Genomic DNA, 25,258 nt, shown 5'->3' on the forward strand with positions numbered 1-25,258 from the left:
GTCCAAAACAAGGAAGAGTCATGCGGATTCAAGTGGGCCAGCTGGCGCCCGATGTGCAGACAACCGATGTCTTCGGCCGGCCGCTGTCGCTGCAGGCCCTGCGTGGCCGGCCCGTGTTGCTGTCGTTCTACCGGTATGCGTCCTGCCCCGTCTGCAACCTGAGGGTGCGCGACCTCCGGCAGGCGGCGCCGGCGCTGGAGGCGCTGGGGCTGGCCGTGGTGGGCGTGTTCCAGTCGGATGCAGCCGGCATCGGCCGCTACGTGGGCCGGCAGGATGCGCCGTTCCCGCTGGTGGCAGACCCGGGCCTGGTGCTGTACCGCCGCTACGGCGTCGAGCGCGGCTGGGCCGCGATGCTGCGCTGGCCCACGATTGCGGCGGCGCTGCGCGCGTTCGCGGCTGGCTTCCTGCCCGGCCGCATCGACGGGCCTGTCGACCGCACGCCGGCCGACTTCCTGATCGACCGTGACGGCCGCGTCGTCATCGCGCACTACGGCCGCCACCTCAGCGACCACGTGTCCATCGCCGCCCTGGAGGCGGCGCTGGGCGCGCCGGCCGCCGCACGGCCGCAGCCGGTGGGTTGACAGACCCTGGTCAGCGCTTCTCGACCAGCGTGGACTCCACGCCGCCTTCGTCGCGCAGCCGCGCGGCCGACGCGCGGGCCTCGTCGACGCTCGGGAACGGGCCGGCGCGCAGCCGGTGCAGGCCCGCCTCGCGCACGATCGTCAGCAGCGGCAGCAGGCTGAGGTCGGCCTCGGCGACCTTCTGGCGCAGCGCCTCGGCGCCGTCCAGCCGGGCGAAGGCGCCGAACTGCAGCCAGATGCCGCTGCCGGCGGAGGCCAGCGTGGCCGTGGTGTCGCGCTGCGGCGCGCCGGGCGTCGGTTCGGGCACGAAGACGGGGGGCGGCTCGCTGGCGGGCTTGCCCCAGCTGCCGGCGCGGATCTCGGCGTAGGTGATGCGCCGCACCTCCACCGGCGCCACGCCGCGCAGCAGGTCCAGCTTCAGCGCGGCGGTGTAGCTCAGGTCGATGACGCGGCCCTTGTGGAACGGCCCGCGGTCGTTGACGCGCACGATGACCTCGCGGCCGTTGGCCGGGTTGCGCACGCGGGCGTAGCTGGGGATGGGCAGCGTCGGGTGCGCCGCCGTCATCGCGTACATGTTGTAGACCTCGCCGCTGGCCGTGGGCCGGCCGTGGAACTTGCGGCCGTACCAGGAGGCCAGGCCGCGGTCCAGGTAGGGATCGTCGCCGGTGAGGGGCAGGTAGCGCTCGCCCAGCACCTCGTAGGGCTTGTTGGGGCCACCCACGCGGATGGGCTCCACGCGCGGCACGGCGTCGGGCACCTTGGTCAGTTCGGCCGGCGGGTTGGGCTGCGGGCCGTCGCGGTCGGCGGGCGCGGGCGTGCGGGTGGCGCAGCCGGTCAGCAGGGCGAGCAGCAGCAAGGCCAGGGCCGGCCCAGTATGCTTTGCCCCCTCATTTCCTCGTCGATGCCATGCCATGAGCAACTTCGTCTTCCCCCCGGCCGAGATTCCCAGCGCCGCCGTGCGCGGCAGCGATGCACGTTACGCGGTCAGCCGCATCTTCTGCGTCGGCCGCAACTATGCCGATCATGCCCGCGAGATGGGCGCCGACCCGACGCGCGAGCCGCCGTTCTATTTCACCAAACCCGCCAGCGCGCTGACCGCCTCGGGCTCGACGGTGCCGTACCCGCCCGAGACGAAGAACTACCACTACGAGATGGAGCTGGTCATCGCCATCGGCGCGCCGGTGTTCAAGGTCACGCCCGAGGCCGCCAAGGCCGCCATCTGGGGCTACGCCGCGGGCCTGGACATGACGCGCCGCGACCTGCAGGCCACGGCCAAGGCCGGCGGCAAGCCGTGGGACACGGCCAAGGGCTTCGACCAGTCGGCCATCCTGTCGGACATCGCCCGCGTGTCCGACGTGGGCCTGCTGGAAAAGGGCGCCATCACGCTGGCCGTGAACGGCGTCGAGAAGCAGCGCGGCGACCTGGCCGACATGATCTGGAGCCAGGCCGAGATCGTCTCCAACCTGTCGCACCTGTACCACCTGCACCCCGGCGACCTGATTTACACCGGCACGCCGGCCGGCGTCGGCGCCGTGGTGCCGGGCGATGTCATCACGGGGCACGTCGAGGGCCTGGGCGACATCTCGCTGACCGTGGGGCAGCCCGAGTGATGTTCACCGAAGAGACGCTGGAGCAGGCGCGCGCACGCAACATCCGCGACGCGCTGGCCGAGGACATCGGCCGCTGCGACTGGACGGCCCAGCTGGTGCCGGCGGGCCGGCGCGTGGCGGCGCAGGTGCGCGTGCGCGAAGCGGCCGTGCTGTGCGGCCGCGACTGGTTCGACGGCGTGTTCGCCGCCTTGGACCCGAGCAGCCGCATCGACTGGCTGTACGACGAAGGCGCTGCCATGACGGCGGACAGCATCGTCTGCCGCATCGAGGCCGACGGCCGCCTGCTGCTGAGCGCCGAGCGGCCGGCGCTGAACTTCCTGCAGCTGCTGTCGGGCACGGCGACGATCACGCGCGCTCATGTGGACGCGGTGGCCGGCGCCAGCCCCAACGTCAACGGCTGCGCGATCCTGGACACGCGCAAGACCGTGCCGGGCCTGCGCCTGGCGCAGAAATACGCGGTGCGCGTGGGTGGCGGGCAGAACCAGCGGCTGGCGCTGTATGCCGGCATCCTCATCAAGGAGAACCACATCGCCGCGGCCGGCGGCGTGGCGCTGGCGCTGCGCGCGGCGCAGGCCTTGAACGCGGGCGTGGACATCCAGATCGAGGTCGAGAACATTGCCCAGCTGCACGAGGCGCTGGACGCCGGCGCCGTCAGCGTGCTGCTGGACAACTTCACCGAGGCGCAGATGCGCGAGGCCGTCGCGGTGAATGCGGGCCGTGCCTTGCTGGAGGTGTCGGGCGGCGTCGCGCTGGATCAGTTGCGCTGGATCGCCGCCACCGGCGTGGACCGCATCTCCATCGGCCGGTTGACCAAGGACGTCAGGGCGGTCGACTATTCGATGCGGGTGCTTGGTTCGGTCTGAGCCCTGTCCCCTCGTCGGACCGGACGAGGGGCTCAAGCGTCGAACCAGGGCTCGTTGGGCAGTTCGTCGAACACCTTGCGAAGGCCGGCGCTCCAGCCGCTGCGCAGCGACAGGAAGTAGGGGTCGTCGCGCTCGATGCGGTGCGGCGGCTGCATGGCCTGCTCGAACTGGTTGGCGCGCAGCATCACCATGTCGATGGGCAAGCCCACCGACAGGTTGGACTGGATGGTGGAGTCGAAGCTGACGAGCGTGCACTTGGCGGCCTCGTCCAGCGCCGTGGTGTCGTAGCGGATGACGCGGTCGATGATGGGCTTGCCGTACTTGCTCTCGCCGATCTGGAAGTAGGGCGTGTCCTCCGTCGCCTCGATGAAGTTGCCTTGCGGGTAGACGTGGAACAGCCGCGGGCCTTCGCCCTGGATCTGGCCGCCCAGCAGGAAGTTGGCGCCGAAGTCCACGCCCTGGTTGTGCTGGCCGTCGCCGATGTCGCGGCCCACCACTTCCTTGAGCGTGCGGCCCAGCAGCACGGCCGCGTCGTACAGGCTGGGCACGTTGAGCAGGTGCTCGCCGTCGCCGTGCAGGCGCTGGTTCAGCAGCGACATGACAGACTGCGTCGTCGCCAGGTTGCCCGCAGCCAGCACGACGATCTCGCGCTGGTGCGGAATCTGGAACTGGTACATCTTGCGGAAGCTGGCGATGTGGTCGACGCCCGCGTTGGTGCGGGTGTCGGAGGCGAACAGCAGGCCGGCGCGCAGGCGCATCGCGACGCAGTAGGTCATGGACGGTCTCAAGATACGACCGGGCCATTATGGCCAGCGGCTCCTGCGCGTCTTCATGCTTTCGGGCCGAGCGCCGGGCCGCTCCCAAGCCGGCCCGTCATGGCGATGTGCTCGCGGCTCAATGCCGCGAGCATCGCCGTCCCCCAGGGGGACCGCTCAGGCTCACACGCGTTCAGCGTGGCGAGCCTGGGCGAGGGGCCCGTCAGTGCGAGTCGCGCTCGACGACCGAGCCGGAGCTGCCGACGAGCAGATCCAGGTCGGCGCCCAGGTGAGCCTGCTGCACGTGGTCCACGTAGAGCTTCACGTAGCCGCGCGTGGCCAGCGGCGCGGGCGGCACCCAGGCGGCGCGGCGGCGCGCCAGTTCCTCGTCGCCGACCAGCAGCTGCAGCCGGCGCGCCGGCACGTCCAGCTCGATGAGGTCGCCGTCGCGCACCAGCGCCAGCGTGCCGCCGGCGGCCGACTCGGGCGCCACGTGCAGCACGACGGTGCCGTAGGCCGTGCCGCTCATGCGGCCGTCGGAGATGCGCACCATGTCCGTCACGCCGGCCTCCACGAGCTTGCGCGGCAGGTCCACGTTGCCGACCTCGGGCATGCCGGGGTAGCCGCGCGGGCCCACGCCCTGCAGCACGATGACGCTGTCGGCGGTGATGGGCAGCGCCGGGTCGTCGATGCGGGCGTGGTAGTCCTCCATGCTCGTGAAGACGACGGCCGGGCCGCGGTGCTGCAGCAGCGCCGGCGTGGCGGCCGAGGGCTTGATGACGGCGCCCTGCTCGCACAGGTTGCCGTGCAGCACGGCGATGCCGGCGGCGGGCTGCAGCGGCTGGTCCAGCGGGCGGATGACAGCGGGGTCCCAGCAGCGGGCCTCGCGGTAGTTGTCGTCCAGCGTGCGGCCGTTGACCGTCAGCGCGCCGCGGTGCAGCAGCGCGCCCAGTTCCTTCATGACGACGGACAGGCCGCCGGCGTAGAAGAAGTCCTCCATCAGCCGCTCACCCGACGGCTTCAGGTTGACCAGCAGCGGGACCTGGCTGCCGTGGCGGTCGAAGTCGTCCAGCGTGAGCGGCACGCCGATGCGCCCGGCGATGGCCAGCAGGTGCAGGATGAGGTTGGTGGAGCCGCCCACGGCGGCGTTGACGACGATGGCGTTCTCGAACGCGGCGCGCGTCAGCACCTGGGCCGGTGTCAGGTCTTCCTGGACCATCTCGACGATGCGCCGGCCGCTCAGCTGCGCCATCAGCTTCTTGCGCGAGTCGGCGGCGGGAATGGACGCCATGCCGGGCAGTGTCATGCCCAGCGCTTCCGACATGACGGCCATCGTCGACGCCGTGCCCATGGTGTTGCAGTGGCCAGCGCTGCGCGCGCCGCAGACCTCGGCCTCGGTCAGGTCGGCGGCCGTGAACTCGCCGCTGTCGATGCGGGCCTTGACCTGCCAGTTGAACGTGCCCGAGCCGATCTCGCCGCCGCGGAACTTGCCGTTCAGCATCGGCCCGCCGGGCACCACCAGCGTGGGCAGCCCCACGCTGCAGGCGCCCATCAGCAGCGACGGCGTCGTCTTGTCGCAGCCCGTCATCAGCACGACGCCGTCCAGTGGGTTGGCGCGCAGCGACTCCTCGACGTCCATGCTCGCGAGGTTGCGGAACAGCATGGTGGTCGGCTTCATGATCGTCTCGCCCAGCGACATGACCGGGAACTCCAGCGGCACGCCGCCGGCCTCCAGCACGCCGCGCTTGACCGACTCGGCCAGCTCGCGCAGGTGGCCGTTGCACGGCGTCAGCTCGCTCCAGGTGTTGCAGATGCCGATGACGGGCTTGCCGCCGAAGTAGTCGTCCGGGTAGCCCTGGTTGCGCAGCCAGGCGCGGTGCACGAAGCCCATCTTGTCGCGCCCGCCGAACCAGCCCTGGCTGCGCAGCCGGGGGGCCTTCTTGCCGTCTTCTGCCACCGTCGTCTCCTCGAAAGAAGGCAAATGGTAGCGCTATCCTGGGCTATCCGTTCGCAGCGGCCATGCCGGCGGCGGGGTGCGCGGGCAGGCAGCCCAGGCCGCGCAGCGCGGCCTCGACGGCCTCGTCCAGCGGCGTGTGCGGCTCGTGGCCCAGCGTGGCGACGAGGTGGGCGTTGTCCATGCGCACCGGCTGCCGCCACAGGTAGCGCATCTCGCGCATCTCGCGGAAGGTGGTGACGAACAGCCCGGCCACGTTCAGCAGCCACCAGGGCAGGGCGGCGATGCGCGGCGCGGCGCCGTGGCGGGCGGCCACGCGCTGGATGGCCTCGGCCATCTGGCGGCCGGTGGCGTCCCAGTGGCCGGCCATGTGGAAGCTGGCGAACGCGGGCAGCGTGTCGCGTCGTGCCAGCAGCGCGACCATGGTGCGGGCCACGTCGGGCAGGTAGGCCCACTGGTGGCCCGCGCCCGGCGCGGCGGGGTTGCTGATGGTGGTGACGGGCTGGCCCGGCTTGACGAGGCCCTGCGAGAACCAGTTGTTGCCGGCCCGCGGCCCGAAGAAGTCGCCGGCGCGGACGATGATGACGCGCGCGCCGTGCTCGCTGGCCGCGCGCAGCCGCGCCTCCATCTGCACGCGGATGGCGCCCTTGCGTGTGACGGGGTGCTGTGGCGCGTCCTCGCGCAGCGGCGCGTGGAAGGCGTCGGGCCCGAAGTTGTAGACCGTGCCGGGCAGCACCAGCGTGGCGCCCTCGGTCTGCGCGGCGGCGATGCTGTTGTTCAGCATCGGCAGCACGAGGCGGTCCCAGTCGCGGTAGCCGGGCGGGTTGACGGCGTGCACGATGACGGCGCAGCCCCGGGCCGCGGCGGCTACGTCGGCGGCGTTCAGCGCGTCGCCGCGCAGCCAGTGCATGCCGTCGCGCCGCTCGTGCGCCGCCGCCTGGCCGCGCTGGAGCGCCTTCACTGTCCAGCCCGCGTCGCGCAGCTGGCGCGCCACCTCGCCGCCGATGCCGCCGCTGGCGCCGAGCACCAGCGCTGTCCTGTCCTTGCCGTTCATGGTCGCTCCAGAGAGTTGATGGCGTGCATTCTGGAAAGCGGCCGCCTGGTTGGGAATTGTCGAAGGTGAGCGAGCAGCTATACATTTATGTATGACTCCGACGCCCTCCTGGGAACTGCTGCACACGCTGCTGGGCGTGCTGCGCGAGGGGTCGCTGTCGGGCGCGGCGCGCGCGCTGGGGCTGACGCAGCCCACGGTCGGCCGGCACATCGCGGCGCTGGAGGCCGCGTTGGGCCAGGTGCTGTTCACGCGCTCGCCCACCGGCCTGCTGCCCACCGAGGCGGCGCTGGCGCTGCGCGGTCATGCCGAGCAGATGGAGACGGCCGCCGCCGCGCTGCAGCGCGCCGCCACGCGCGGCGCCGAGCCTGCCGGCACCGTGCGCGTGACGGCCAGCGAGATCATCGGCGTGGAGGTGCTGCCGCCCCTCATCGCGGCGCTGCGCGAACGCCATCCCGGGCTGGTCGTGGAACTGGGCTTGAGCAACCGCGTGCAGGACCTGCTGCGCCGCGAGGCCGACATCGCCGTGCGCATGACGCCGCCCGAGCAGGGCCAGCTCATCGCGCGGCACATCGGCACCGTCGAGCTGGGCCTGCATGCCCACCCGGCCTACCTGGACCGCTGCGGCCGCCCCGCCAGGCTGGCGGACCTGGCCGGCCACACGCTGATCGGCTTCGACAAGACGACGCCCTTCCTGCGCGCGGGTGCCAGCCGGCTGGGCGGCCTGACGCGCGACAGCTTCGCGCTGCGCTGCGATTCCGACCTCGCCCAGCTGGCGCTCATCCGCGCCGGCGCCGGCATCGGCGGCTGCCAGGTGGCGCTGGCGCGGCGCGAGCCGGTGCTGGAGCAGGTGTTGCCCGGGCAGTTCGCGTGGCCGCTGGACACCTGGGTGGCGATGCACGAGGACCTGCGCCAGAACGCCGCCTGCCGCGCGGTGTTCGACGCGCTGGTGGACGGGCTGACGCGCTACGTGGCGGGCTGACCGCTCAGGCCAGCACCACCTCGATGCCCCGCCCGCGCAGCTGGTCGACGATGGCCGGGTCGGCGTTGCTGTCGGTGATCAGCATGTCCAGCTGCTCCACGGGACCGATGACGGAGAGGTTGCGCTTCATCAGCTTGGAGGCGTCCGCCACGGCGATGACCTGGCGGCTGATCTTCATCATCTGCGCGTTGAGCTGCGCTTCGAGCAGGTGCGGCGTCATCAGGCCGATGTCGGGGTCCAGGCTGTCGACGCCGAGGAACAGGCGGTCGGCATGCAGGCCCTGCAGCGCGGCCACGGCCTGGGGGCCGGACAGCGAATAGGAATTGGGCCGCAGCTGGCCGCCGGGCATGATGAGGTTGATGTGCGGCACGGTGGCCAGCAGCGCGGCGATGTTCAGCGCGTTGGTGATGACGTTCAGCGACGTCAGCCGCAGGCCGCGGATCTGCTTGGCGATCTCCTCGGTCGTCGAGCCCGAGTCCAGCAGGATGGTCTCGCCGTCGCGGATCATCCGGGCGGCCTCGACGGCGATGCGCACCTTCTGCTCGTGGCGCAGCTTCTGCTTCACGCCGATGGGCACTTCCTCGGTGTCGCGCTGGGCCAGCGCGCCGCCATGCGTGCGCAGCACGGCGCCGGTGGCGGCCAGCGCGTTGAGGTCGCTGCGGATGGTGACTACCGAGGTGTGGAAGCGCTCGGCCAGCTCGTCCACCGTGACGCGGCCCTGCGTCTGCACCAGCTCGCGGATCAGCCGGCGCCGCTCGTCGATGAGCAGCGGGCTTTCGTTTTTTGCCGGCAGCGAGGCAGAGGTGGGCATGAGCGGGCGAAAGTCGCGGGTGACTTTCGAATGATATCGACCGGTTTCGCGCGTCACGCCTGCAGCCGGGCCAGCGCGTCGTCGGACAGCACCCGGCCGGCCAGCCGCGTGGCGTACAGCGCCGCGCCCAGCTCGGGGCCGAAGCGCGGGCGCACCAGCGTGGCACCGGGCAGGCGGCGGGCCAGCGCCGCCTGCAGCGGCCCCAGCACCAGCTCGCCGGCCGCGAACACGCCGCCGCTGTAGGACACCGGCACGGCCGTGCCGGCCGGCAGCGCGAGGTTGCGGGCGATGCCGGCGGCCAGCAGCGCCAGTTCGTCGCCGGCGCGCACGAGCAGCTGGCGGGCCTGGGTGTCGCCGGCACTGGCGGCGGCAGTCGTCAGCCGGGCGATCTGGGCCAGCTCGCTGCGCGCGGCGTTGCCGTTGATGGCGGCGCACAGGTCCAGGTCGACCGCCAGGCCGAAGTGCTGGCGCACCAGGCCCAGCAACGGGCCGGGTTCGGCGCGGCCGTCGGCCATGCGGGAGAACAGCGCCAGCGTCTCGCGTGCCAGCCAGTGGGCCGAGCCCTCGTCGCTGAAGATCTCGCCCCAGCCGCCGCAGCGCGCGCTGCGACCCCGCCATTCGCCGTAGGCGATGGAGCCGGTGCCGGCCACGAGGCTGATGCCGTCGGCGCCGGCCAGCGAGCCGGCCCAACTGCAGACCATGTCGTTGCCGACGCGGCTGCGCGGCAGCACGCCGGCCAGCAGCGCGTCGAACGCCGCCAGCCGCGTGCTGTCCTCGCCATGCGCGGGCAGGCCGGCGAAGGCGTAGGCGATGTCGCCCGCGGCCGCGCCGCCGGCGTGCAGCACGGCCTGCACGCCGCGGTGCAGCAGCGCGCGCAGCGCGTCGAAGCCGATCTCCAGGTAGTAGCTGGTCGGCCCGTCGTGCCGGGCCAGGCGGCGGCCGTCGCCGTCGATGACGACGAACGAGGTCTTGGTGCCGCCGCCGTCGATGCCGAGATACAGGGCGCTCATCCTCAGGCCTGGTGGGGGTGCAGGGGGTGGATGGTGACACCGCTGACGACGCGGGTCACGGTGCCCGAGGCGCTGGGCGTGTCGGGCGTGATGCCGCGCTGCAGCGACGCGAGCAGCGCCAGGCATTGCGCGAACACCAGCGCGACGGGCGCCAGCGCCAGGTCGGGCGCCTGTGCGGGCAGCGCGAGGTGCACGTCGTCGGCGTGCGGCGCCTCGGGGCCGAAGGTGCCCACGGCGAGCACGCGGGCCGGGCCCTGGCGGCGCAGCTCGCGCAGCAGGTCCAGGTCGTACTGGCGGGTGTAGGGGTCGTTGGACACGAAGACGATGGCCAGCGTCCGGTTGTTCAGGATGGTCTTGGGGCCGTGGCGGAAGCCCAGCGGCGAGTCCGCCAGTGCCACGAGCCGGCCGTCGGTCAGCTCCAGCAGCTTGAGCGCGGCCTCGCGGGCCAGGCCCAGCAGTGCGTTGCTGCCGAGGTAGACGACGCGCTCGAACGGCTGTTCGGCCAGCGCGTGCAGGCGGTCGGTCTCGGCGGCCGTCAGCGCTGCCGCGGCGGTCGCCAGCGTTGTCACGGGCTGCAGCGGCAGGCCGAAGGCCCAGGCGGCCGCCAGCAGCATGCCGGTGAAGCTGGAGGTCATCGCGAACGCGCGGTCGTGCGTCTCGTCGGGCAGCAGCAGCACGTGCGAGCCCGGCCGGCCGGCGAGGCGGCGGTTCAGCACGCCCTCGGCGGCGCAGGTCACGGCGAGGTGGTGGCAGCGGTGGACGAGCCGGTCGGCCAGCTCCACGGCAGCCAGGCTCTCGGGGCTGTTGCCGCTGCGGGCGAAGGAGACGAGCAGCGTCGGCACCTCGGGCTGCAGGCACTGCTCGGGGCTGGAGACGATGTCGGTCGTCGCCACGGCCTCGACGCGGATGCCGGGGCGCTGGCCCAGCAGCTTCAGCAATGCCGGCGCCAGGCACTGGCCGATGAAGGCGGAGCTGCCGGCGCCGGTCAGCACGATGCGCAGGTCGGGCAGCGCGAGCAGCGGCTGCAGGAAGGCGTCCAGCGACGGGCGCTCGGCCTGCAGTTGGGCGTAGACCGTCTGCCAGACGGCGGGCTGGTGGGCGATCTCGCGGGCGGTGTGCGTCGCGCCGCGTTGCGTGAGGTCGGAGGGGGCGAGATGGAGCAGGGTCATGTCAGTTCGGTGTTCTGTATTGCATTGCGGGCCGAGCGCCGGGCCGCTCCCAAGCCGGCCCGCGTGAGGCGATGTGCCTGCGGCTCGAAGTCGCGGGCATCGCCGTCCCCTCGGGGGCTAAGGCCGGACACGGCAAGTCCTGTGGACTTGTTGTGCCTGCCGAAGAGCTGCGGCGCGAGCCGCAGCGCGGTCTGCAAGACCGACTGGGCGAGCCCGCGTTCAGCGGGGCGAGACCGGGCGAGGGGCTCATGCACTGCAGGCGTGCAGGTAGGGGCGCAGGGCTTGGACGGTGCCGTCGCGGAGCAGGGCGTCGGTGCGGGTGTCGATGCGGCCGTCGCGCACGGCCTCGTACTGGCGCGGCAGGTATTGGCTCAGCAGCGTCAGCGGCGGCGGTGCGGCGTCGAGGCGGGCGAGCATGGTCCGGCAGGCCTCGCGCACGGCGGGGTGGGCCCAGTAGTAGCGGATGCGGTCGCTCAGGGAGTAGGCGAGGTCGACGTGCAGGCGCGCCGGGTCCTGGTAGTAGCCGCGCCAGTGCTCGGGCTCGGCACGCATGACGCCCAGCACCGTGTCCACCAGGCCGTCGCCATGGCCCACCCACTCGCGCTCGACGGCGGCCAGCGCCCACAGCGTCTCGCGCAGCGCGAAGGTCACGCCGGGGCCCACCTTCAGGATGGCGAAGTGGTCGCGCGCCAGCTGCGCCAGGCGCTCGGGGGTCTGGTAGTCGGTGGAATGCGCTTCGAAGACGAGGCCGGGCTGGCGTTCGATGAAGGCGCTCAAGCGGCGCGCCTTCTCGGGGCGGTAGTCGATGACCTTGTGGTGGTCGAACTCGACGCCGGGCTGCACGACCATCGCGATGACGCGCTCCCACGCGGCCTCCAGGCCGGCGCGGGCGAAGGCGTGGCGGTGCAGTTCCAGCGTGGAGGAGGCCGCCTCCGGCGACGTGACGGCGAGGTCGGTCAGGTCTTCGTGGGCGCCGCCCGGCACGGGCACTTCGGTGCCGATGACGTAGACCGGCGCCTCGCCGCGGTCGGGCGCGTCGCGCCAGGCTTGTTCTGCCGCCAGGCACAGGCGCACGGCGCGGGCGGCGATCTCGGGTTCGGGCAGCGGCACGGGGTCGCCAGCGCAGCTCATGGAGCAGTCGAGGTGGATCTTGCGGAAGCCCGCGGCCACGTACTGCGCCACCATGACCTCGGCCTTGGCCATTGCGGCTGCCGCCGGCAGCTTGCGCCAGGCGTTGGGGCCCAGGTGGTCGCCGCCCAGCACCAGCAGCTCGGGCGCCAGGCCCTCGGCGGCGGCCATGTCCTGCACGTAGCGGCGGAAGTCCAGCGGCGTCATGCCGGTGTAGCCGCCGTCCTGGTTGACCTGGTTGGACGTGGCCTCGATGAGGGCCGGCCGACCCTGCGCGGCGCATTCGCGCAGCGTGGCGGCGATGACGACGGGGTGGGCGGAACAGACCGACGGGATGCCGATGGCGGCGTGGCCGGGGGCGGCCTGCTTGTGGCGGCGCACGAGGTCGAGCATGAGCTTCATGCGGCGTCTCCTTGAACGGGTTGGGAAGAGGGGGAGGAAGGGGTTTCGGGCTGCAGCGCCAGCATCAGCGCGGCCAGCAGCGCCAGCGCCACGCCCAGCAACTTGGCTCCGCCGGGGGCGGTGCCGCTGAGGGCCATGGACAGCATGGCCGTCAGCAGCGGCGCGCCGGCATTGACCAGCGGCGACACCACCATGGCCTTGCCGTGGCGGAAGGCGTAGACCAGCGTCAGCGCGCCCACGGCGTTGAGGATCTGCGTGACCGCGGCCAGCCCGGGGCCCTGCCAGCCCCAGGGGATGGGCTGGGAGAAGTCGGTCATCGCCAGCGCCACCGGCACGCAGGCCAGTGCGCCCAGGGCCATGTAGAAGAAGATGCTTTCGGCGCTGGTGCCGGCGTTGGCCAGCTTGATGAAGTAGGCCTGCAGGCCCCAGGCGGCCAGCACGAACAGCGCCAGCACGAACCACACACCGAGGCCCTGGGCGCCCTGGCCGAGCTGCAGGTCGAACAGCGGCAGCGAGCACAGCGCCAGCGCGATGCCGGCCATGCCCAGCCTGCCGGTGCGTTCGCCCAGCAGGCCGAACGACAACGCGATGGTCAGCGCCGGCGACAGCGACACGATGGGGAAGATGAGGTAAGCCGGCCCCGACTGCACCGCGCGGAACAGCAGCATCTGGCCGCCGGCGCCCAGCAGGCCGACGGCCAGGCCCAGCACGACGGAGCGGCGGTCGCGGTCGATGCGCCAGCCGGCGCGCGCCAGCACGACGACGGCGGGCGGGATCATGGTCAGCGCCCACACGACGTAGATCAGCGTGTCGGGAAAGCCGTGTTCCGACGGCAGGCCGGTGAAGGCGCCCCACAGGCCCCACAGCAGGGTCGTGATCAGCGCGTAGGTGAGCCAGGTGCTCTGCATGGATTCAATCTTTCGTGAGGTCTGGAAAGCGTCGTTGGCAACTTTCGAGCGAAAGCATAAGCGAACGAAAACGAAAACACAACGACTTGGCGGCTTTCGTATGCAAATTTCCGCGGGTGCCGGGCGAATACCGATATAGCTCAGGGCGTTTCCTCTATGTCAGCGCGGTGGAAGGCTTTCGTGGCATCATTCATCGAAAGCATTCGGCATCGGTGAAAACCATATACGAAATTAAACGAAAGAATTCGTAGACTTGCGTCAAGCCGTTCCGAGGGTCTCCGAGGAGCCGGTACACCGCACCGGGGGAGAGCTGCCCCGGCATCCACAGCAGATGACATCGCGCTGCCCTGACGGCAGCCCCGACACACAAGATCAAAGGAACTGTTCGATGAGTCCTCGCCTGCAACCCCCGGTGCACGCCCGCACCCGCTTCGCGCTGCACCCCCTGACGCTGGCCGGCCTGATGGCACTGGCCGCTGCCGGTGCAGCCGCCCCGGCCCTGGCTCAGCAGGCCGCCCAGGACGCGCCTGCCAAGACCGAGAAGGACGTTGCCGAGCTGGACCGGGTGGAAGTGACAGGCACCCGCGCCAGCCTGCAGAAGTCGCTCTCGCTCAAGCGCAACGCCGCCGGCGTGCAGGACAGCATCAGCGCGACCGAGCTGGGCCGCTTCCCCGACAACAACGTGGCCGATTCGCTGAGCCACATCACCGGCGTGTCCATCAGCCGCACGGCCGGCGGTGAAGGCCAGAAGGTCAGCATCCGCGGCCTGGGGCCCGAGTACACGATCACCACCTTCAACAGCCGCCTGCTGGGTACCGACAGCGCGGGCCGCTACTTCGCTTACGACGTGCTGCCCGCCGACGTCATCAGCGGTGCCGACGTCGTCAAGTCCACGCAGGCCTCGCTGATGGAGGGCGCTATCGGCGGCCTCGTGAACCTGCGCTCCGCCAGCCCGTTCGACCAGAAGGGCCAGCGCGGCCTGCTGCGCCTGGAGGCGGACCGCAACCAGATGAGCGAGCTGAACGGCAAGAAGCTGTCGGCCACCTACAGCAACACCTTCGGCGACCAGGTGGGCGTGCTGCTGGGCCTGGTGTACGCCAAGCGCGACGTGCGCACCGACACGGCCGGCAACGACGGCGGCTGGAGCCGCAACCCCATCCCCAGCGACCCCAGCCAGTTCTGGCAGTGGGGCAACACCTGGGGCGGCGCCATCGACCCCAACGGCAACGGCCAACTGGACGCCAACGAGGAAGGGCTGATCGGCCCGGGCCAGTTCCGCTTCGGCTCCATCATGGAGAACAAGAAGCGCCTGGCGCTGTCGGGCAAGGTGGAGTGGCGGCCCAGCAGCGACGTGAAGGTCGTCGTGGACGGCTTCAAGACGCGGCTGAACTCGCCGCAGGTGGGCTACCAGCTGTCGTTCTACCCGCTGTACGCGCCGGGCCGCTGGTCCAACATGAAGATCACCAACGGCGTGGTGACCGACCTGACGCTGAGCAGCACCGACCCGGAGATGCGGCTCAACCCCGAGCTGCTGAACAAGACGGAGTACCGCGTCGTCGACACCGCGATGTACGGTGCCAACGCCGAGTGGAAGCTGTCGCCGACGCTGAAGCTGGTGGGCGACCTGTACGAGTCCACGTCCAAGCGCCATTCGGGCGGCAACGACAGCTACGTCGTGCTGCGCATGAACCAGCCCAACGTCACGCGCATCCAGCTGAACGGCGGCGCCGTGCCCGACGTGAAGACCACCTTCGCCGACGGCCGTGACCTGCAGACCGGCCTGGCCCAGGGCCTGTTCAAGGCCAGCGACTTCAACACCCACTACTACAGCCGTGCCGGCGACAACATCGACGACAAGATCAACGGCGCCAAGGTGGACGCCGAGTGGACGCTGGACCGCTTCAACATCGACAAGCTGAAGTTCGGCCTGAACCAGACCAACCGCAAGAAGTCGCGCGACCTCATCAACAACTCGCTCAACGGCGGCGCCGATCACTACTCCGGCGCCAGCGCGATCAACGTCGGCGCGCTGGGCGGCAACGTCATCAACCAGACGCTGAGCCCGTCGGGCTTCCTCAGTGGCGTCAGCGGCAATTTCCCGCGCACCTTCCTGGGCTTCGACGTCGACAACTACGCCGAGGCGCTGAAGTCCTGGGACGGCAAGCCGCGCCCCGGCGGCGGTGTCTACAGCTCCACGCTGTCGGCGCCGACGTGGAACCCGCTGGAGAGCTACCGCGTCACCGAGAAGACGACGACCGCCTTCGTGCAGGCCGACCTGTCCGGTGAAAGCTGGAACGCGGACGTCGGCGTGCGCTTCGTGCGCACCAAGACCACCGCCCAGGCCTGGGACGCGAAGATCCTCGACATCGTCGAGAACGGCGCCTTCAACTACACGGCCGTCTACGCCGCGCCGTCCGTCGTGCAGCAGCAGGCCACCTACAGCTTCGCGCTGCCGTCGGCCAACTTCACCTGGCTGTTCACGCCCGACCTGCAGCTGCGCCTGGGCGCGGCCAAGACGATGGCGCGCCCGGCGGTGGACAAGCTCGCGCCGACCAACACGACGGCCAGCATCTCCTGGGGCGACTTCACGCAGATCTTCGGCGGCAACGCCGAGCTCAAGCCGTACAGCGCCCGCCAGGTCGACGCGTCGCTGGAGTGGTACTACGCCAAGGACTCGGCGCTGACCTTTGCCGTCTACCAGAAGAACATCAAGAACCAGATCACCAACCTGTGGCTGTCGGGCCAGGACATCGGTGCGCCGGGCGCCCGGCTGTTCAACGTGCAGCGCCCCATCAACGGCGACAAGGCCACCGCACGCGGCTTCGAGGTCGGCTTCCAGCACCTGTTCGACAACGGCTTCGGCGTGCGCGCGCAGTACACGCGCAACAAGTCGCGCAGCTGGGTGGGGGGCGTGGAGCGGGCGCTGGAAGGCATCGCGCCGGCCACCGCGTCGTTCGGTGTGCTGTACGAGAGGGGGCCGTGGAGCATGAGCGCGACGGCCGACCACACCGATGCCTTCGTCACCGCCACCAATGTCATCGGCGCCAACTTCAACGAGACCGCCAACGCCACGACCTGGGTGACCGCGCAAGTGGCCTACGAGGTGAACCAGTGGCTGCGCATCAGCCTGGAAGGCAACAACCTGACCGATGCGGTGCAGGCGCCCAAGCTGGGCAACGGCAACGTCAGCCTGCCCAATGGCTACTACCGCTACGGCCGTGCCTTCACGCTGGGCGCTAGTGTCAAGTTTTAGCCCCTCGCCCAGCCTTGCCCGGCTGCACGCCGGCAAGTCTGGTCGGTCCCCCGAGGTGACGGCGATGCTCGCGGCATCGAGCCGCGAGCACATCGCCAGCGCGGGCCGGCTTGGGAGCGGCCCGGCGCTCGGCCCGCACAACATGGATTGATTTCGATGCGATTTTTCGTCTCCTCCGTTGCCGCCCTGCTTGCCGGGGCGGCTTTTTTCTCCGCACACGCAGCAGATGCGCCCAGCTACACAATGGCTGACTACGCGCGCGTGCCGAAGATCGACGTCCACCTGCACCTGCACAACGCCGCGCCGGCGTTCATGCAGGCCGCACGGCGCCAGAGCTTCAAGGTGCTGACGATCAACGTCGACTACCCTGACTTCCCGCCGCTGGACGACCAGCAGCGCGTGGCCGTCGAGCTGCGCAAGCAGTTCCCGCGCGACGTCGCCTGGGCTGCCAGCTTCTCGGTGGACGGCTCCGACCAGCCCGCCTGGCTGCCGGCCACGCGCCAGCGCATCGCCGCGGCCATGCAGGCCGGCGCGGTGGGCGTGAAGGTGTGGAAGAACATCGGCATGAGCCTGCGTGGCGCCGACGAGAAGCTGGTGATGATCGACGACGCCCGCTTCGCGCCGCTGTTCGACGACTTCGCCCGCCAGGGCATCCCGCTGCTGGGCCACCAGGGCGAGCCGCACAACTGCTGGCTGCCGCTGGAGAAGATGACGGTCAACAATGACCGCGAGTACTTCAAGGCCCACCCGCAGTACCACATGCACCTGCACCCCGAGATGCCCAGCTGGGAGGCGCAGATGGCCGCGCGCGACCGCATGGTGGCGGCCCATCCCGGGCTGCGCTTCGTCGGCGTGCACCTCGCGTCGCTGGAGCGCGACGTGGCCGAGCTGGCCGCCTTCCTGGACCGCTTCCCCACCGCCGTCGTCGACGTGGCCGCCCGCATCGGCCAGCTGCAGCACCAGAGCCAGCAGGACCGCGAGCGCGTGCGCCGCTTCTTCATCCAGTACCAGGACCGCATCCTCTACGGCAGCGACATGGCACAGGCGCCCGACCAGGACGGCGCTGCGCTGGCCCGCGAAGCCGAGGGCGTGTGGCGCATGCACTGGCGCTACTTCAACACGACGGATAGCTTCAAGGTGGCCGACCTCGACCAGCCGGTGCAGGGGCTGGGGCTGCCGAAGACCGTGGTCGACAAGCTCTACCGCCGCAACGCCGAGCGGACCTTTCCCGCCGCGTGGGGAGGCCGGCGATGACCGCGCGCCGAGCCTTCCTGCAGTGGCTGGGCGCCGCGCCGCTGGCCACGCAGCTGCCGCTGGCGCAGGCCGCCGAGGGCCGTGGTCACGTGCGCGTGCAGGACAGCGCCGTGTCGCTGCAGTTCGACGACCAGATGCGCTGCCGCCTCGTCAGCCTGGCCGGCCCTCGGCCCGTCACGCTGACCGGCTTCGACGCCAGCGAATACGTCGTCGTCAAGGGACGCGAGGTCGGGCGCTTCGCGCTGCAGCGTGCCGAGCCGTCGCGCGCCGACACCGTGTTCGGCGCCGGCCAGCGCCTGCAGCTGTCCGGCCGCGCCGCCGAGGGCCTGGAGAAGCGCGTCACCGTCACGCTGCTGGACGAGCACCCCGGCGTGGCGCTGCTGGACGTCAGCTACGCCAACACCGGCGACAAGCCCATCGTCATCGACGCCTGGGCCAGCGCCGCCCACCGCCTGGCCGCCGCGCCGCGCCATGCCGGCGGCTGTTGGACCTACTCCGGTGCCAGCCACGCCGACCGGCGCGACTGGATCCAGCCCGTGAAGCGCGGCTTCGAGCAGCGCAACTTCATGGGCATGAACGCGTCCGACTACGGCGGCGGCACGCCGGTGGTGGACGTGTGGCGGCGTGACGTGGGCGTCGCCGTCGGCCACCTCGCGCTTCAACCGCAGCTCGTCGCGCTGCCCGTGAAGGCCGTGGGGGAGGCCGTCGAGGTCTCGCTGCGCGGCGATGCGCCGCAGACGCTGGCGCCGGGCCAGGTGCTGGCCACCCCGCCCGCCTTCATCGCGGTGCACCGCGGCGACTTCTTCGTGCCGCTGGATCGCTACCGCCGCCTGATGGCCGCGCAGGGCCTGGCCGCGCCCGAGGCGCCCGCCAGCGCCTACGAGCCGCAGTGGTGCGCGTGGGGCTACGAGCGCGACTTCTCGCTGGACTACGTGCGCGCCACGCTGCCCAAGGTGCAGGAGCTGGGCTTCAAGTGGGCGGTGCTGGACGACGGCTGGCAGGTCAAGACCGGTGACTGGACGCCCGACCTGGCCAAGTTCCCGCGCGGCGCCGACGACATGAAGGCGCTGGTGGCCGACATCCACGCCCGCGGCATGAAGGCGCGGCTGTGGATCGCGCCGCTGGCCGTGGCGCCCGGCAGCGACGAGCTGCACGACCACACCGACCTGCTGCTGCTGGACAAGGACGGCGCGGTGCAGAACGTGACGTGGTGGAACAGCTTCTACCTGTGCCCTGCCTACGACAAGACGCAGGCGCGCCTGGCCGCCACGATCCAGATGATCATCGGCGACTGGGGCTTCGATGGCCTCAAGGTCGACGGCCAGCACCTCAACGGCGTGGCGCCCTGCTTCAACCCCAGGCACAAGCACGCGCGGCCCGAGGAATCGGTGGAAGCCGTGTCCACCTTCTACAAGGTCATGCACGACGTGGCCCACGCGGCCAACCCGGAGGCGGTGGTGGAGGTGTGCCCCTGCGGCACCAGCTATGCCTTCCACAACATGCCGTTCATGGACCAGGCGCCCGCGTCGGACCCGCTGTCCAGCTGGCAGGTGCGCCACAAGGGCAAGACGCTGAAGGCGCTGATGGGCCCGTGGTCAGCCTACGCCGGCGACCACGTGGAGCTGAGCACTGGCGGGCAGGACTTCGCGTCCAGCGTCGGCATCGGCGCCGTCGTGGCCACCAAGTTCACGTGGCCGGTGGACCCCAAGCCCAAGGACAGCTTCCTGCTGACGCCCGAGCGCGAGCAGCACTGGCGGCGCTGGGTAGACCTGTACGGCCGGCTGCGCCTGGCCGAGGGCCGCTACCGCGGCGAGCTGTACGACCTGGGGTTCGACAAGCCCGAGACCCACGTCGTCGAGCAGGGCGGCGCGCTGCACTACGCGTTCTATGCCGACACCTGGGACGGCCCGGTCACGCTGCGCGGCCTGGGCGCCGGGCGCTGGCGGTTGCGCGACTCGCTGCAGGGCAAGGAACTCGGCGTGGTGAGTGCCGACAAGCCCACGCTGCCCGTGCGCTTCACGCACAGCCTGCTGATCGAGGCGCATCCCGAGGTGCCCGACACGCTGCCCGTCGCCTTCGCCGGCCGCGTGGCGCAGGTGGGCGCCGACGGCTTCCCGCTCGCGTCGCAGTGGGCCGATGCGCCCACCAGCTTCTTCCGCCACGACTGGCGGGGCCGGGCGCTTGCCGGCCCGCAGTCCACGCGCGTGCAGCTGCTGCGCAGCGCGGGCACGCTGTTCCTGCGCTTCATCTGCAAGTACGAGGCGTTGGGCGTTCACGAGCGGGCAGCGTCGGCCACCGACATCTGGCCGCTGTGGGAGCGCGACGTCGTCGAGGTCTTCCTGCAGCCGCCGGGCCGTGCGGGGCTGAAGAGCTACCGCGAGGTGCAGGTGGCGCCCAACGGTTTGCTGCTGGAGATCGCCGTCGAGGCCTCGGGCAAGAAGCGCATCGTCGGCGACAGCCGCGCCCGAACGCACGTCGATGCGCCGGGCAAGGTCTGGACTGCCGAGCTGGCCGTGCCCATGACCCGTGCAGCGGGCGCCGACGACGGCTGGCGCCTGAATCTGCTCCGCGTCGAAGGGCAGGGCGCGGGCCGCGTGTACTCCGCGTGGAGCCCGACGCACACCGCCACGCCCGACTTCCACGTCCCGGCCGTTTTCGGCCGACTGCAGACCGCCGCATGAAACTGCTCGCCCTCTCCCTGCTCGTCGCGTTCTCGGCCCAGGCCCACGCCCAGTCCACGCTGGAGGCCACTGGCCGCTGGCAGCACCAGCCCGTCGGCACGGCGCCCACGCCGCCGATGGGCTGGTCCAGCTGGAACGCCTTCCGCGTCGACATCACCGAGCAGAAGGTGCTGGACTCGGCCCGCGTCATCGTCGACTCGGGCCTCGCCGCTGCCGGCTACCGCAGCATCAACGTGGACGACGGCTGGTGGCTCAAGCGCCGCACGGCCGACGGCCGGCTGCAGGTGCGCACGGGGTTGTTCCCCAGCGCGGCCACGGGCGCCGACACCTCGCTGCGGCCCTTCACCGACCGCATCCACGCGATGGGCCTGAAGGCGGGCCTGTACACCGACATCGGCCGCAACGCCTGCTCGCAGGCCTACGACGCCGACAGCCCCAACCTGCCCGAGGGCACGGCCGCCGAGCGCGAGGTGGGGCTGATGGGCTTCATGCGCCAGGACGTGGCGCTGTTCTTTGGCGAGTGGAATTTCGACTACCTGAAGGTGGACGGCTGCGGCCTGTCCTCCTACGGCCGCGACCGGCCGCACGTCGCCTCGGGGCAGTACCGCGAGGTCCGGCCCACCATCGTCGAAGGCAACATCAACCAGTCCGACGTCGACGGCACCAGGAAGCTCTACGCCGGCCTGCGCGATGCGCTGCGCGAGGTGCGGCCGCGTGGCGACTACGTGCTGTCGGTGTGCCTGTGGGGCACCGTCAACGTCCGCTCCTGGGGGCAGGACCACGGCACGATGTGGCGCACCAGCCGCGACATCGCCAACAGCTTCTCGCAGATGGTGCACAACTTCGACACCGTCGCCACGCGCGAGTTCTACGCCGGCCCGGGACGCTGGAACGACCCCGACATGCTGGAGATCGGCAACGGCGAGTTCGACGGCAGCCACCTGCTGGAGGCGCGCACCCACCTGGGCCTGTGGGCCATCGCCGCGGCGCCGCTGATGATCGGCACCGACCTGTCCAAAGCCTCGCCCGCGCTGATTGACGTGCTGAAGGCCCCCGAGGTCGTCGCCATCAACCAGGACCCCGCTGGCCACCAGGGCGTCATTGCCTACGCCGACAGCGACCGGCAGATCCTCGTCAAGACGCTCGCCGACGGACGCAAGGCGGTGCTGCTGTTCAACCGCACCGGCGCGCCCGCCAAGTTCACGCTGACCGCCGAGCACCTGAAGATGGACGCCGCCGCGCCCATCTCGCTGCGCGACGCCTGGGCGCGCGCCGACGCGGGCACGTTCACCGGCAAGAAGGAGTTCGAGCTGCAGCCGCGCGAGGCGCTGCTGTTCACCGCCATCGGCCGGCACCTGCTGCCGCGTGGCTACTTCGTGTCCGAGCGGCCCGGCAACGTCTACGTGGCGCGCGACGGTATCCGCGCGCCGGAGCAGGACCCGATCGGCTACCGCGCACTGGCGTCGTGGTCCACCACCGACAACGGCGGCACCCGACCGGCCTACGCCGGCTGGGGCGGCCCGCGCGCCGACTCGACGCCCTACGACCAGGCCCTCAGCGTGCAGCGCCAGGTGTTCCGCCACGGCGTCGGCGTGCTGGCCGACTCGCGGCTGCAGGTGCAGGTGGTGCCCGGTTCGCAGCGCTTCACGGCCCGCGTCGGCGTGGACGACTCGACGCGCGGCAAGACCGCAGCGGTCAGCTTCGAGGTCTGGGGCGACGGCCGCCGGCTCGCAGCCACGCCGCCGATGAAGTTCAATCAGCCGGCGCGCGAACTCGGCGCCGACCTGCGCGGCGTGAAGCTGATCGAGCTGATCGCGCGCCAGCACGGGACCGAACCCGCCGGCCCCGTCGTCGTGACCTGGGGCGACGCCCGCATCGAGTAGCCGCCCGGCACGTTCCTCCGTCTCACTGCCCATGGCACCGGTCGCGCCGGTGCCCCGGTCGCGCTCGCGCTGGCGCGGCCCGGTTCACCCTGTCCCAGCGCGCCGTGTGCCATCCCTATCGGGCCTGACGCCCGATTTCATGAGGAGAACCTGATGCCGTCCATGCGTCCCTGCCCCCTGCCGCGCACTGTCGCCGGTGCCGTCGGCTCGGTGTTGCTTGCCGCGCTACCCACCGTCGCGACCGCCGTGCCGGTGGTGTCCAACCCGTCGAACGCCTGCCTGGAGGCCAAGGTGGACACCTGGGACGTCCGCCTGGCGACCTGCGCCGCCGGTGCCGCGCTGCAGGACTTCACCTTCACGCCTGTGGCCACGGGCAGCCCTCTCAACACCCTCCGCAACGCGCAGGCCAACCTGTGCGTCGTCGCGACGGGCACCAGCTCGGGCTCGTTTGTCGAGCTGGGCACCTGCCAGGCCAGCCAGACCCGCCAGCGCTTCGAGACCGTCCCGCTGTCGGGTGGCACTACATCGCAGCTGAAGCTGGCGTCGACCAACCTCTGCCTGACCGCGCCCGCCGCGGTGGGGCAGGTGGGCTTCTCGGTCGCCACCTGCAGCGCCAGCAACGCGAACCAGGCCTGGCGCTTCACGGCGACCACCCCGCCGCCCCCGCCGCCGCCCGCCGGGCCGGCGCCGGTGGAGACCAGCTTCACCGTCAGCACCGCCGAGATCGCCAACCCCGAGCGCGGCATGTACACCTGGGCCGCCGACAACCTGCTGCTGTGGACGCAGGCCCAGGCCGACGCACAGTTCCAGGCCGGCTACCGCGTCGTCTACGCCGCCGTGCGGCTGGACGCCTATGCCAACACCACGCTGCCCGCCAGCCTGCTCACGCAGATCGCCGACGGCTTCGCCAAGGCGCGCAGCGCCGGCCTCAAGGTCGTGCCGCGCTTCCTCTACAACTACCCGGCCAACGAGACCGAGTACCAGAACGTGAAGGACGCGCCACTGGCGCGCGTGCTGGGCCACATCGACCAGCTCAAGCCCGTGCTGACGGCCAATGCCGACGTCATCGCCTTCCTGCAGGCCGGCTTCATCGGCGCCTGGGGTGAGTGGCACACGTCATCCAATAACCTCACCGATGCAAGCCCGCGCACGCAGATCCGCGATGCGCTGCTGAACGCGCTGCCGGCCGAGCGCTTCCTGCAGCTGCGCTACCCGCCCTATCTGATGCAGTGGGCGGCCCAGGTGCCGGGCTGGCGCGACGGTTCGGCGGCCTCCCGCATCGGCGTGCACAACGACTGCTTCCTGGCCTCGGCCACCGACGTCGGCACCTACAGCGAGGATGCGGCCACCCGCCAGGCCCAGCGCGACTACACCGCCTCGCTGTCGCGCGTGGCACCCTTCGGCGGCGAGACCTGCAACCCTGCCGACGAGGCCGGCGCGGTGCCCCGCACCGCCTGCGCCGACATCCTCAACGAGGGCCGGCAGTTCAACCTGACCTACCTGAACAACGACTACTACCGCGACGTGTTCCACACCCGATGGGAGACGCAGGGCTGCATGGCCGAGGTCAGGCGCAACCTGGGCTACCGCTTCGAGCTCGCCACGCTGCGGCACAGCGCGGAAGTGGCGGCCGGGCAGTCGGGCGACCTGCTGCTGACGGTGCGCAACAGCGGCTGGGCACGCGCCTACAACCCGCGGGCCGCGGTGCTGCTGCTGCGCCACAAGACCAGCGGCGCCGTCGTGCGCATCACGCTGTCGGCGGTGGACCCGCGCACCTGGCTGCCCAACGCCACCAGCACCGTGTCGACGGCCTTCACCATCCCCGCCGGCACGCCGACGGGCGCCTACGACGTGCTGCTGGCGCTGCCGGACGGCGCCGCCGCGCTGCGCAACGACGTGCGCTACAGCGTGCGCCCCGCCAACGCGGACAACGCCGCCCGCGCGCAGTCCTGGAACGCGACGCTGGGCGCCTTCGCCGCCGGCACCACGCTGACCGTGCGCTGAAGCGCGCCAACCCACCGGAGCCCCCGACCATGAAACGCCTCAAGACCACCCTCGCCGCGCTGGCCCTGGCCGCCGCGTCGCCCTTCGCGTCGGCCATCGAGATCATCGTGCCGGCCTACTTCTACCCGTCCTGGATGCCGTCGCTGAACGAGTGGAAGGACATGACCGCCGTGGCTGGGCAGGGCGTGCAGATCACGGCCATCATGAACCCGGGCAACGGCCCCGGCACCGCGTCCAACGGCGACTACGTCAGCGCGGTGAACGCCTTCCGCGCCGCGGGCGGCAAGGTGCTGGGCTACGTCTACACCTGCTACGGCGTCAGCCACTGCACGCCGGAGGTGCCGCCCACCCGGTCGACGGCCGACGTGCTCGCCGACGCGCAGCGCTACGCCGCCTGGTACGGCGTGGACGGTGTGTTCCTCGACGAGATGGCCTCGCAGGCCGGCACGCTGCCGTTCTACAAGACCGTCAGCGACGGCCTGCGCGCCGCGCATCCCGGCTGGGAGATCGTTGGCAACCCGGGCGTGACGCCCGCCGCGGGCTATGCCGCCGTCACCAGCACGCTGATGAGCTTCGAAGGCTCGTTCAGCGACTTCGTCAACGGCCCGTTCCTCGGCCAGCTCACCGATGCCGCCTCGACCGGCGCCATCGTCCACGGCGTGGCCAGCGTCGCCCAGATGCAGCAGGTGATGTCGCTGGCCAGGCAGAACGGCCTGGGCGCCATCTACATCACCGACGGCACGCTGGCCAGCGGCAACCCCTACCTGCACCTGCCGAGCTACTGGCAGGCCGAGGTGCAGGCCGCCGCCGTGCCCGAGCCCGCGCAGGCAGCGCTGCTGGCGGCCGGGCTGGCGCTGCTGGCCGGCGCGGCTGCCCGCCGACGCGTGCGAGGCTGAGCTCGCGCGGCCGGCGGCGGGCCCTCCCGGCGCCCGGCTCCCCGGCTGCGGCGCGCTCCCGGT

At 71.4% G+C, this 25,258-nt stretch carries 19 protein-coding genes; 10 read left to right on the forward strand and 9 right to left on the reverse strand.

Annotated features, from left to right (window positions below; translation table 11 throughout):
• Positions 1-20 precede the first annotated feature (20 nt).
• Entirely contained in the window at positions 21-581 is a 561-nt protein-coding gene (locus tag AC1Q7O_RS13425; RefSeq protein ID WP_492659603.1) for a peroxiredoxin-like family protein, read from the forward strand.
• 10 nt (positions 582-591) lie between these two features.
• Here the strand turns inward: AC1Q7O_RS13425 and AC1Q7O_RS13430 are convergent, their stop codons facing one another.
• Complete coding sequence (locus AC1Q7O_RS13430) at positions 592-1,437, reverse strand: septal ring lytic transglycosylase RlpA family protein (protein ID WP_492659602.1); 846 nt, start codon at positions 1,435-1,437, stop codon at positions 592-594.
• Positions 1,438-1,492: 55 nt separating this feature from the next.
• On the opposite strand from AC1Q7O_RS13430, the gene AC1Q7O_RS13435 reads away from it, so the two are divergent.
• Together AC1Q7O_RS13435 and nadC are read left to right on the forward strand one after the other, a co-directional pair.
• Complete coding sequence (locus AC1Q7O_RS13435; protein ID WP_492659601.1) at positions 1,493-2,191, forward strand: fumarylacetoacetate hydrolase family protein; 699 nt, start codon at positions 1,493-1,495, stop codon at positions 2,189-2,191.
• Complete coding sequence (nadC, locus tag AC1Q7O_RS13440; protein WP_492659600.1) at positions 2,191-3,054, forward strand: carboxylating nicotinate-nucleotide diphosphorylase; 864 nt, start codon at positions 2,191-2,193, stop codon at positions 3,052-3,054. The genes AC1Q7O_RS13435 and nadC overlap by 1 nt, the downstream gene beginning before the upstream one ends.
• A gap of 32 nt (positions 3,055-3,086) precedes the next feature.
• Here the strand turns inward: nadC and AC1Q7O_RS13445 are convergent, their stop codons facing one another.
• The 3 genes from AC1Q7O_RS13445 to AC1Q7O_RS13455 form a co-directional block, all read right to left on the reverse strand.
• Positions 3,087-3,830: a proteasome-type protease gene (locus AC1Q7O_RS13445; protein WP_492659599.1), complete on the reverse strand. Its 744-nt coding sequence runs from the start codon at positions 3,828-3,830 to the stop codon at positions 3,087-3,089.
• A gap of 202 nt (positions 3,831-4,032) precedes the next feature.
• Complete coding sequence (locus tag AC1Q7O_RS13450) at positions 4,033-5,766, reverse strand: IlvD/Edd family dehydratase (RefSeq protein ID WP_492659598.1); 1,734 nt, start codon at positions 5,764-5,766, stop codon at positions 4,033-4,035.
• A 43-nt stretch (positions 5,767-5,809) separates the two neighbouring features.
• Positions 5,810-6,817: an NAD-dependent epimerase/dehydratase family protein gene (locus AC1Q7O_RS13455; protein WP_492659597.1), complete on the reverse strand. Its 1,008-nt coding sequence runs from the start codon at positions 6,815-6,817 to the stop codon at positions 5,810-5,812.
• Between the two features lie 91 nt (positions 6,818-6,908).
• Between AC1Q7O_RS13455 and AC1Q7O_RS13460 the strand changes: the two genes are divergently transcribed.
• A complete protein-coding gene (locus tag AC1Q7O_RS13460; protein WP_492659596.1) occupies positions 6,909-7,796 on the forward strand; it encodes a LysR family transcriptional regulator in 888 nt (295 codons plus the stop codon).
• Positions 7,797-7,800: 4 nt separating this feature from the next.
• Here the strand turns inward: AC1Q7O_RS13460 and AC1Q7O_RS13465 are convergent, their stop codons facing one another.
• The 5 genes from AC1Q7O_RS13465 to AC1Q7O_RS13485 form a co-directional block, all read right to left on the reverse strand.
• A complete protein-coding gene (locus AC1Q7O_RS13465) occupies positions 7,801-8,607 on the reverse strand; it encodes a DeoR/GlpR family DNA-binding transcription regulator (protein WP_492659595.1) in 807 nt (268 codons plus the stop codon).
• 53 nt (positions 8,608-8,660) lie between these two features.
• Entirely contained in the window at positions 8,661-9,617 is a 957-nt protein-coding gene (locus AC1Q7O_RS13470; protein ID WP_492659594.1) for an N-acetylglucosamine kinase, read from the reverse strand.
• A gap of 2 nt (positions 9,618-9,619) precedes the next feature.
• Complete coding sequence (locus AC1Q7O_RS13475) at positions 9,620-10,786, reverse strand: SIS domain-containing protein (RefSeq protein WP_492659593.1); 1,167 nt, start codon at positions 10,784-10,786, stop codon at positions 9,620-9,622.
• 246 nt (positions 10,787-11,032) lie between these two features.
• A complete protein-coding gene (locus AC1Q7O_RS13480) occupies positions 11,033-12,316 on the reverse strand; it encodes a D-tagatose-bisphosphate aldolase, class II, non-catalytic subunit (RefSeq protein ID WP_492659592.1) in 1,284 nt (427 codons plus the stop codon).
• On the reverse strand, positions 12,313-13,224 hold the full coding sequence (locus AC1Q7O_RS13485) for an EamA family transporter (RefSeq protein WP_492659591.1): 912 nt from the start codon (positions 13,222-13,224) through the stop codon (positions 12,313-12,315). The genes AC1Q7O_RS13480 and AC1Q7O_RS13485 overlap by 4 nt, the downstream gene beginning before the upstream one ends.
• A gap of 388 nt (positions 13,225-13,612) precedes the next feature.
• Here AC1Q7O_RS13485 and AC1Q7O_RS13490 point away from each other — a divergent pair, with 388 nt between their 5' ends.
• From AC1Q7O_RS13490 to AC1Q7O_RS13515, 6 genes are all read left to right on the forward strand, one after another.
• Positions 13,613-16,477: a TonB-dependent receptor gene (locus tag AC1Q7O_RS13490; protein ID WP_492659590.1), complete on the forward strand. Its 2,865-nt coding sequence runs from the start codon at positions 13,613-13,615 to the stop codon at positions 16,475-16,477.
• A 243-nt stretch (positions 16,478-16,720) separates the two neighbouring features.
• Positions 16,721-17,731, forward strand: coding sequence for an amidohydrolase family protein (locus tag AC1Q7O_RS13495; RefSeq protein WP_492659589.1), 1,011 nt, complete (start codon positions 16,721-16,723; stop codon positions 17,729-17,731).
• Positions 17,728-20,412 (forward strand): alpha-galactosidase, encoded by a 2,685-nt coding sequence (locus tag AC1Q7O_RS13500; RefSeq protein ID WP_492659588.1) that lies wholly within the window; start codon positions 17,728-17,730, stop codon positions 20,410-20,412. The genes AC1Q7O_RS13495 and AC1Q7O_RS13500 overlap by 4 nt, the downstream gene beginning before the upstream one ends.
• Positions 20,409-22,295, forward strand: a complete 1,887-nt coding sequence (locus AC1Q7O_RS13505; protein ID WP_492659587.1) for an NPCBM/NEW2 domain-containing protein — start codon at positions 20,409-20,411, stop codon at positions 22,293-22,295. The genes AC1Q7O_RS13500 and AC1Q7O_RS13505 overlap by 4 nt, the downstream gene beginning before the upstream one ends.
• Positions 22,296-22,448: 153 nt before the next feature.
• Positions 22,449-24,299, forward strand: coding sequence for a DUF4832 domain-containing protein (locus AC1Q7O_RS13510; protein ID WP_492659586.1), 1,851 nt, complete (start codon positions 22,449-22,451; stop codon positions 24,297-24,299).
• A gap of 29 nt (positions 24,300-24,328) precedes the next feature.
• Positions 24,329-25,195 carry a spherulation-specific family 4 protein gene (locus AC1Q7O_RS13515; RefSeq protein WP_492659585.1) on the forward strand — a complete coding sequence of 289 codons (867 nt, stop codon included), beginning with the start codon at positions 24,329-24,331 and terminating at the stop codon, positions 25,193-25,195.
• Positions 25,196-25,258: the final 63 nt, after the last annotated feature.

This window comes from Roseateles sp. GW823-FHT07B05 (assembly GCF_058794515.1).

Coding starts and splice junctions, on each gene's coding strand:
- AC1Q7O_RS13435 (WP_492659601.1), top strand. CDS start 1,493: ATGAGCAACTTCGTCTTCCCCCCGGCCGAGATTCCCAGCGCCGCCGTG.
- AC1Q7O_RS13425 (WP_492659603.1), top strand. CDS start 21: ATGCGGATTCAAGTGGGCCAGCTGGCGCCCGATGTGCAGACAACCGAT.
- AC1Q7O_RS13500 (WP_492659588.1), top strand. CDS start 17,728: ATGACCGCGCGCCGAGCCTTCCTGCAGTGGCTGGGCGCCGCGCCGCTG.
- AC1Q7O_RS13510 (WP_492659586.1), top strand. CDS start 22,449: ATGCCGTCCATGCGTCCCTGCCCCCTGCCGCGCACTGTCGCCGGTGCC.
- AC1Q7O_RS13445 (WP_492659599.1), bottom strand. CDS start 3,830: ATGACCTACTGCGTCGCGATGCGCCTGCGCGCCGGCCTGCTGTTCGCC.
- AC1Q7O_RS13505 (WP_492659587.1), top strand. CDS start 20,409: ATGAAACTGCTCGCCCTCTCCCTGCTCGTCGCGTTCTCGGCCCAGGCC.
- AC1Q7O_RS13490 (WP_492659590.1), top strand. CDS start 13,613: ATGAGTCCTCGCCTGCAACCCCCGGTGCACGCCCGCACCCGCTTCGCG.
- AC1Q7O_RS13495 (WP_492659589.1), top strand. CDS start 16,721: ATGGCTGACTACGCGCGCGTGCCGAAGATCGACGTCCACCTGCACCTG.
- AC1Q7O_RS13455 (WP_492659597.1), bottom strand. CDS start 6,817: ATGAACGGCAAGGACAGGACAGCGCTGGTGCTCGGCGCCAGCGGCGGC.
- AC1Q7O_RS13475 (WP_492659593.1), bottom strand. CDS start 10,786: ATGACCCTGCTCCATCTCGCCCCCTCCGACCTCACGCAACGCGGCGCG.
- AC1Q7O_RS13465 (WP_492659595.1), bottom strand. CDS start 8,607: ATGCCCACCTCTGCCTCGCTGCCGGCAAAAAACGAAAGCCCGCTGCTC.
- AC1Q7O_RS13515 (WP_492659585.1), top strand. CDS start 24,329: ATGAAACGCCTCAAGACCACCCTCGCCGCGCTGGCCCTGGCCGCCGCG.
- AC1Q7O_RS13460 (WP_492659596.1), top strand. CDS start 6,909: ATGACTCCGACGCCCTCCTGGGAACTGCTGCACACGCTGCTGGGCGTG.
- AC1Q7O_RS13480 (WP_492659592.1), bottom strand. CDS start 12,316: ATGAAGCTCATGCTCGACCTCGTGCGCCGCCACAAGCAGGCCGCCCCC.
- AC1Q7O_RS13485 (WP_492659591.1), bottom strand. CDS start 13,224: ATGCAGAGCACCTGGCTCACCTACGCGCTGATCACGACCCTGCTGTGG.
- nadC (WP_492659600.1), top strand. CDS start 2,191: ATGTTCACCGAAGAGACGCTGGAGCAGGCGCGCGCACGCAACATCCGC.
- AC1Q7O_RS13470 (WP_492659594.1), bottom strand. CDS start 9,617: ATGAGCGCCCTGTATCTCGGCATCGACGGCGGCGGCACCAAGACCTCG.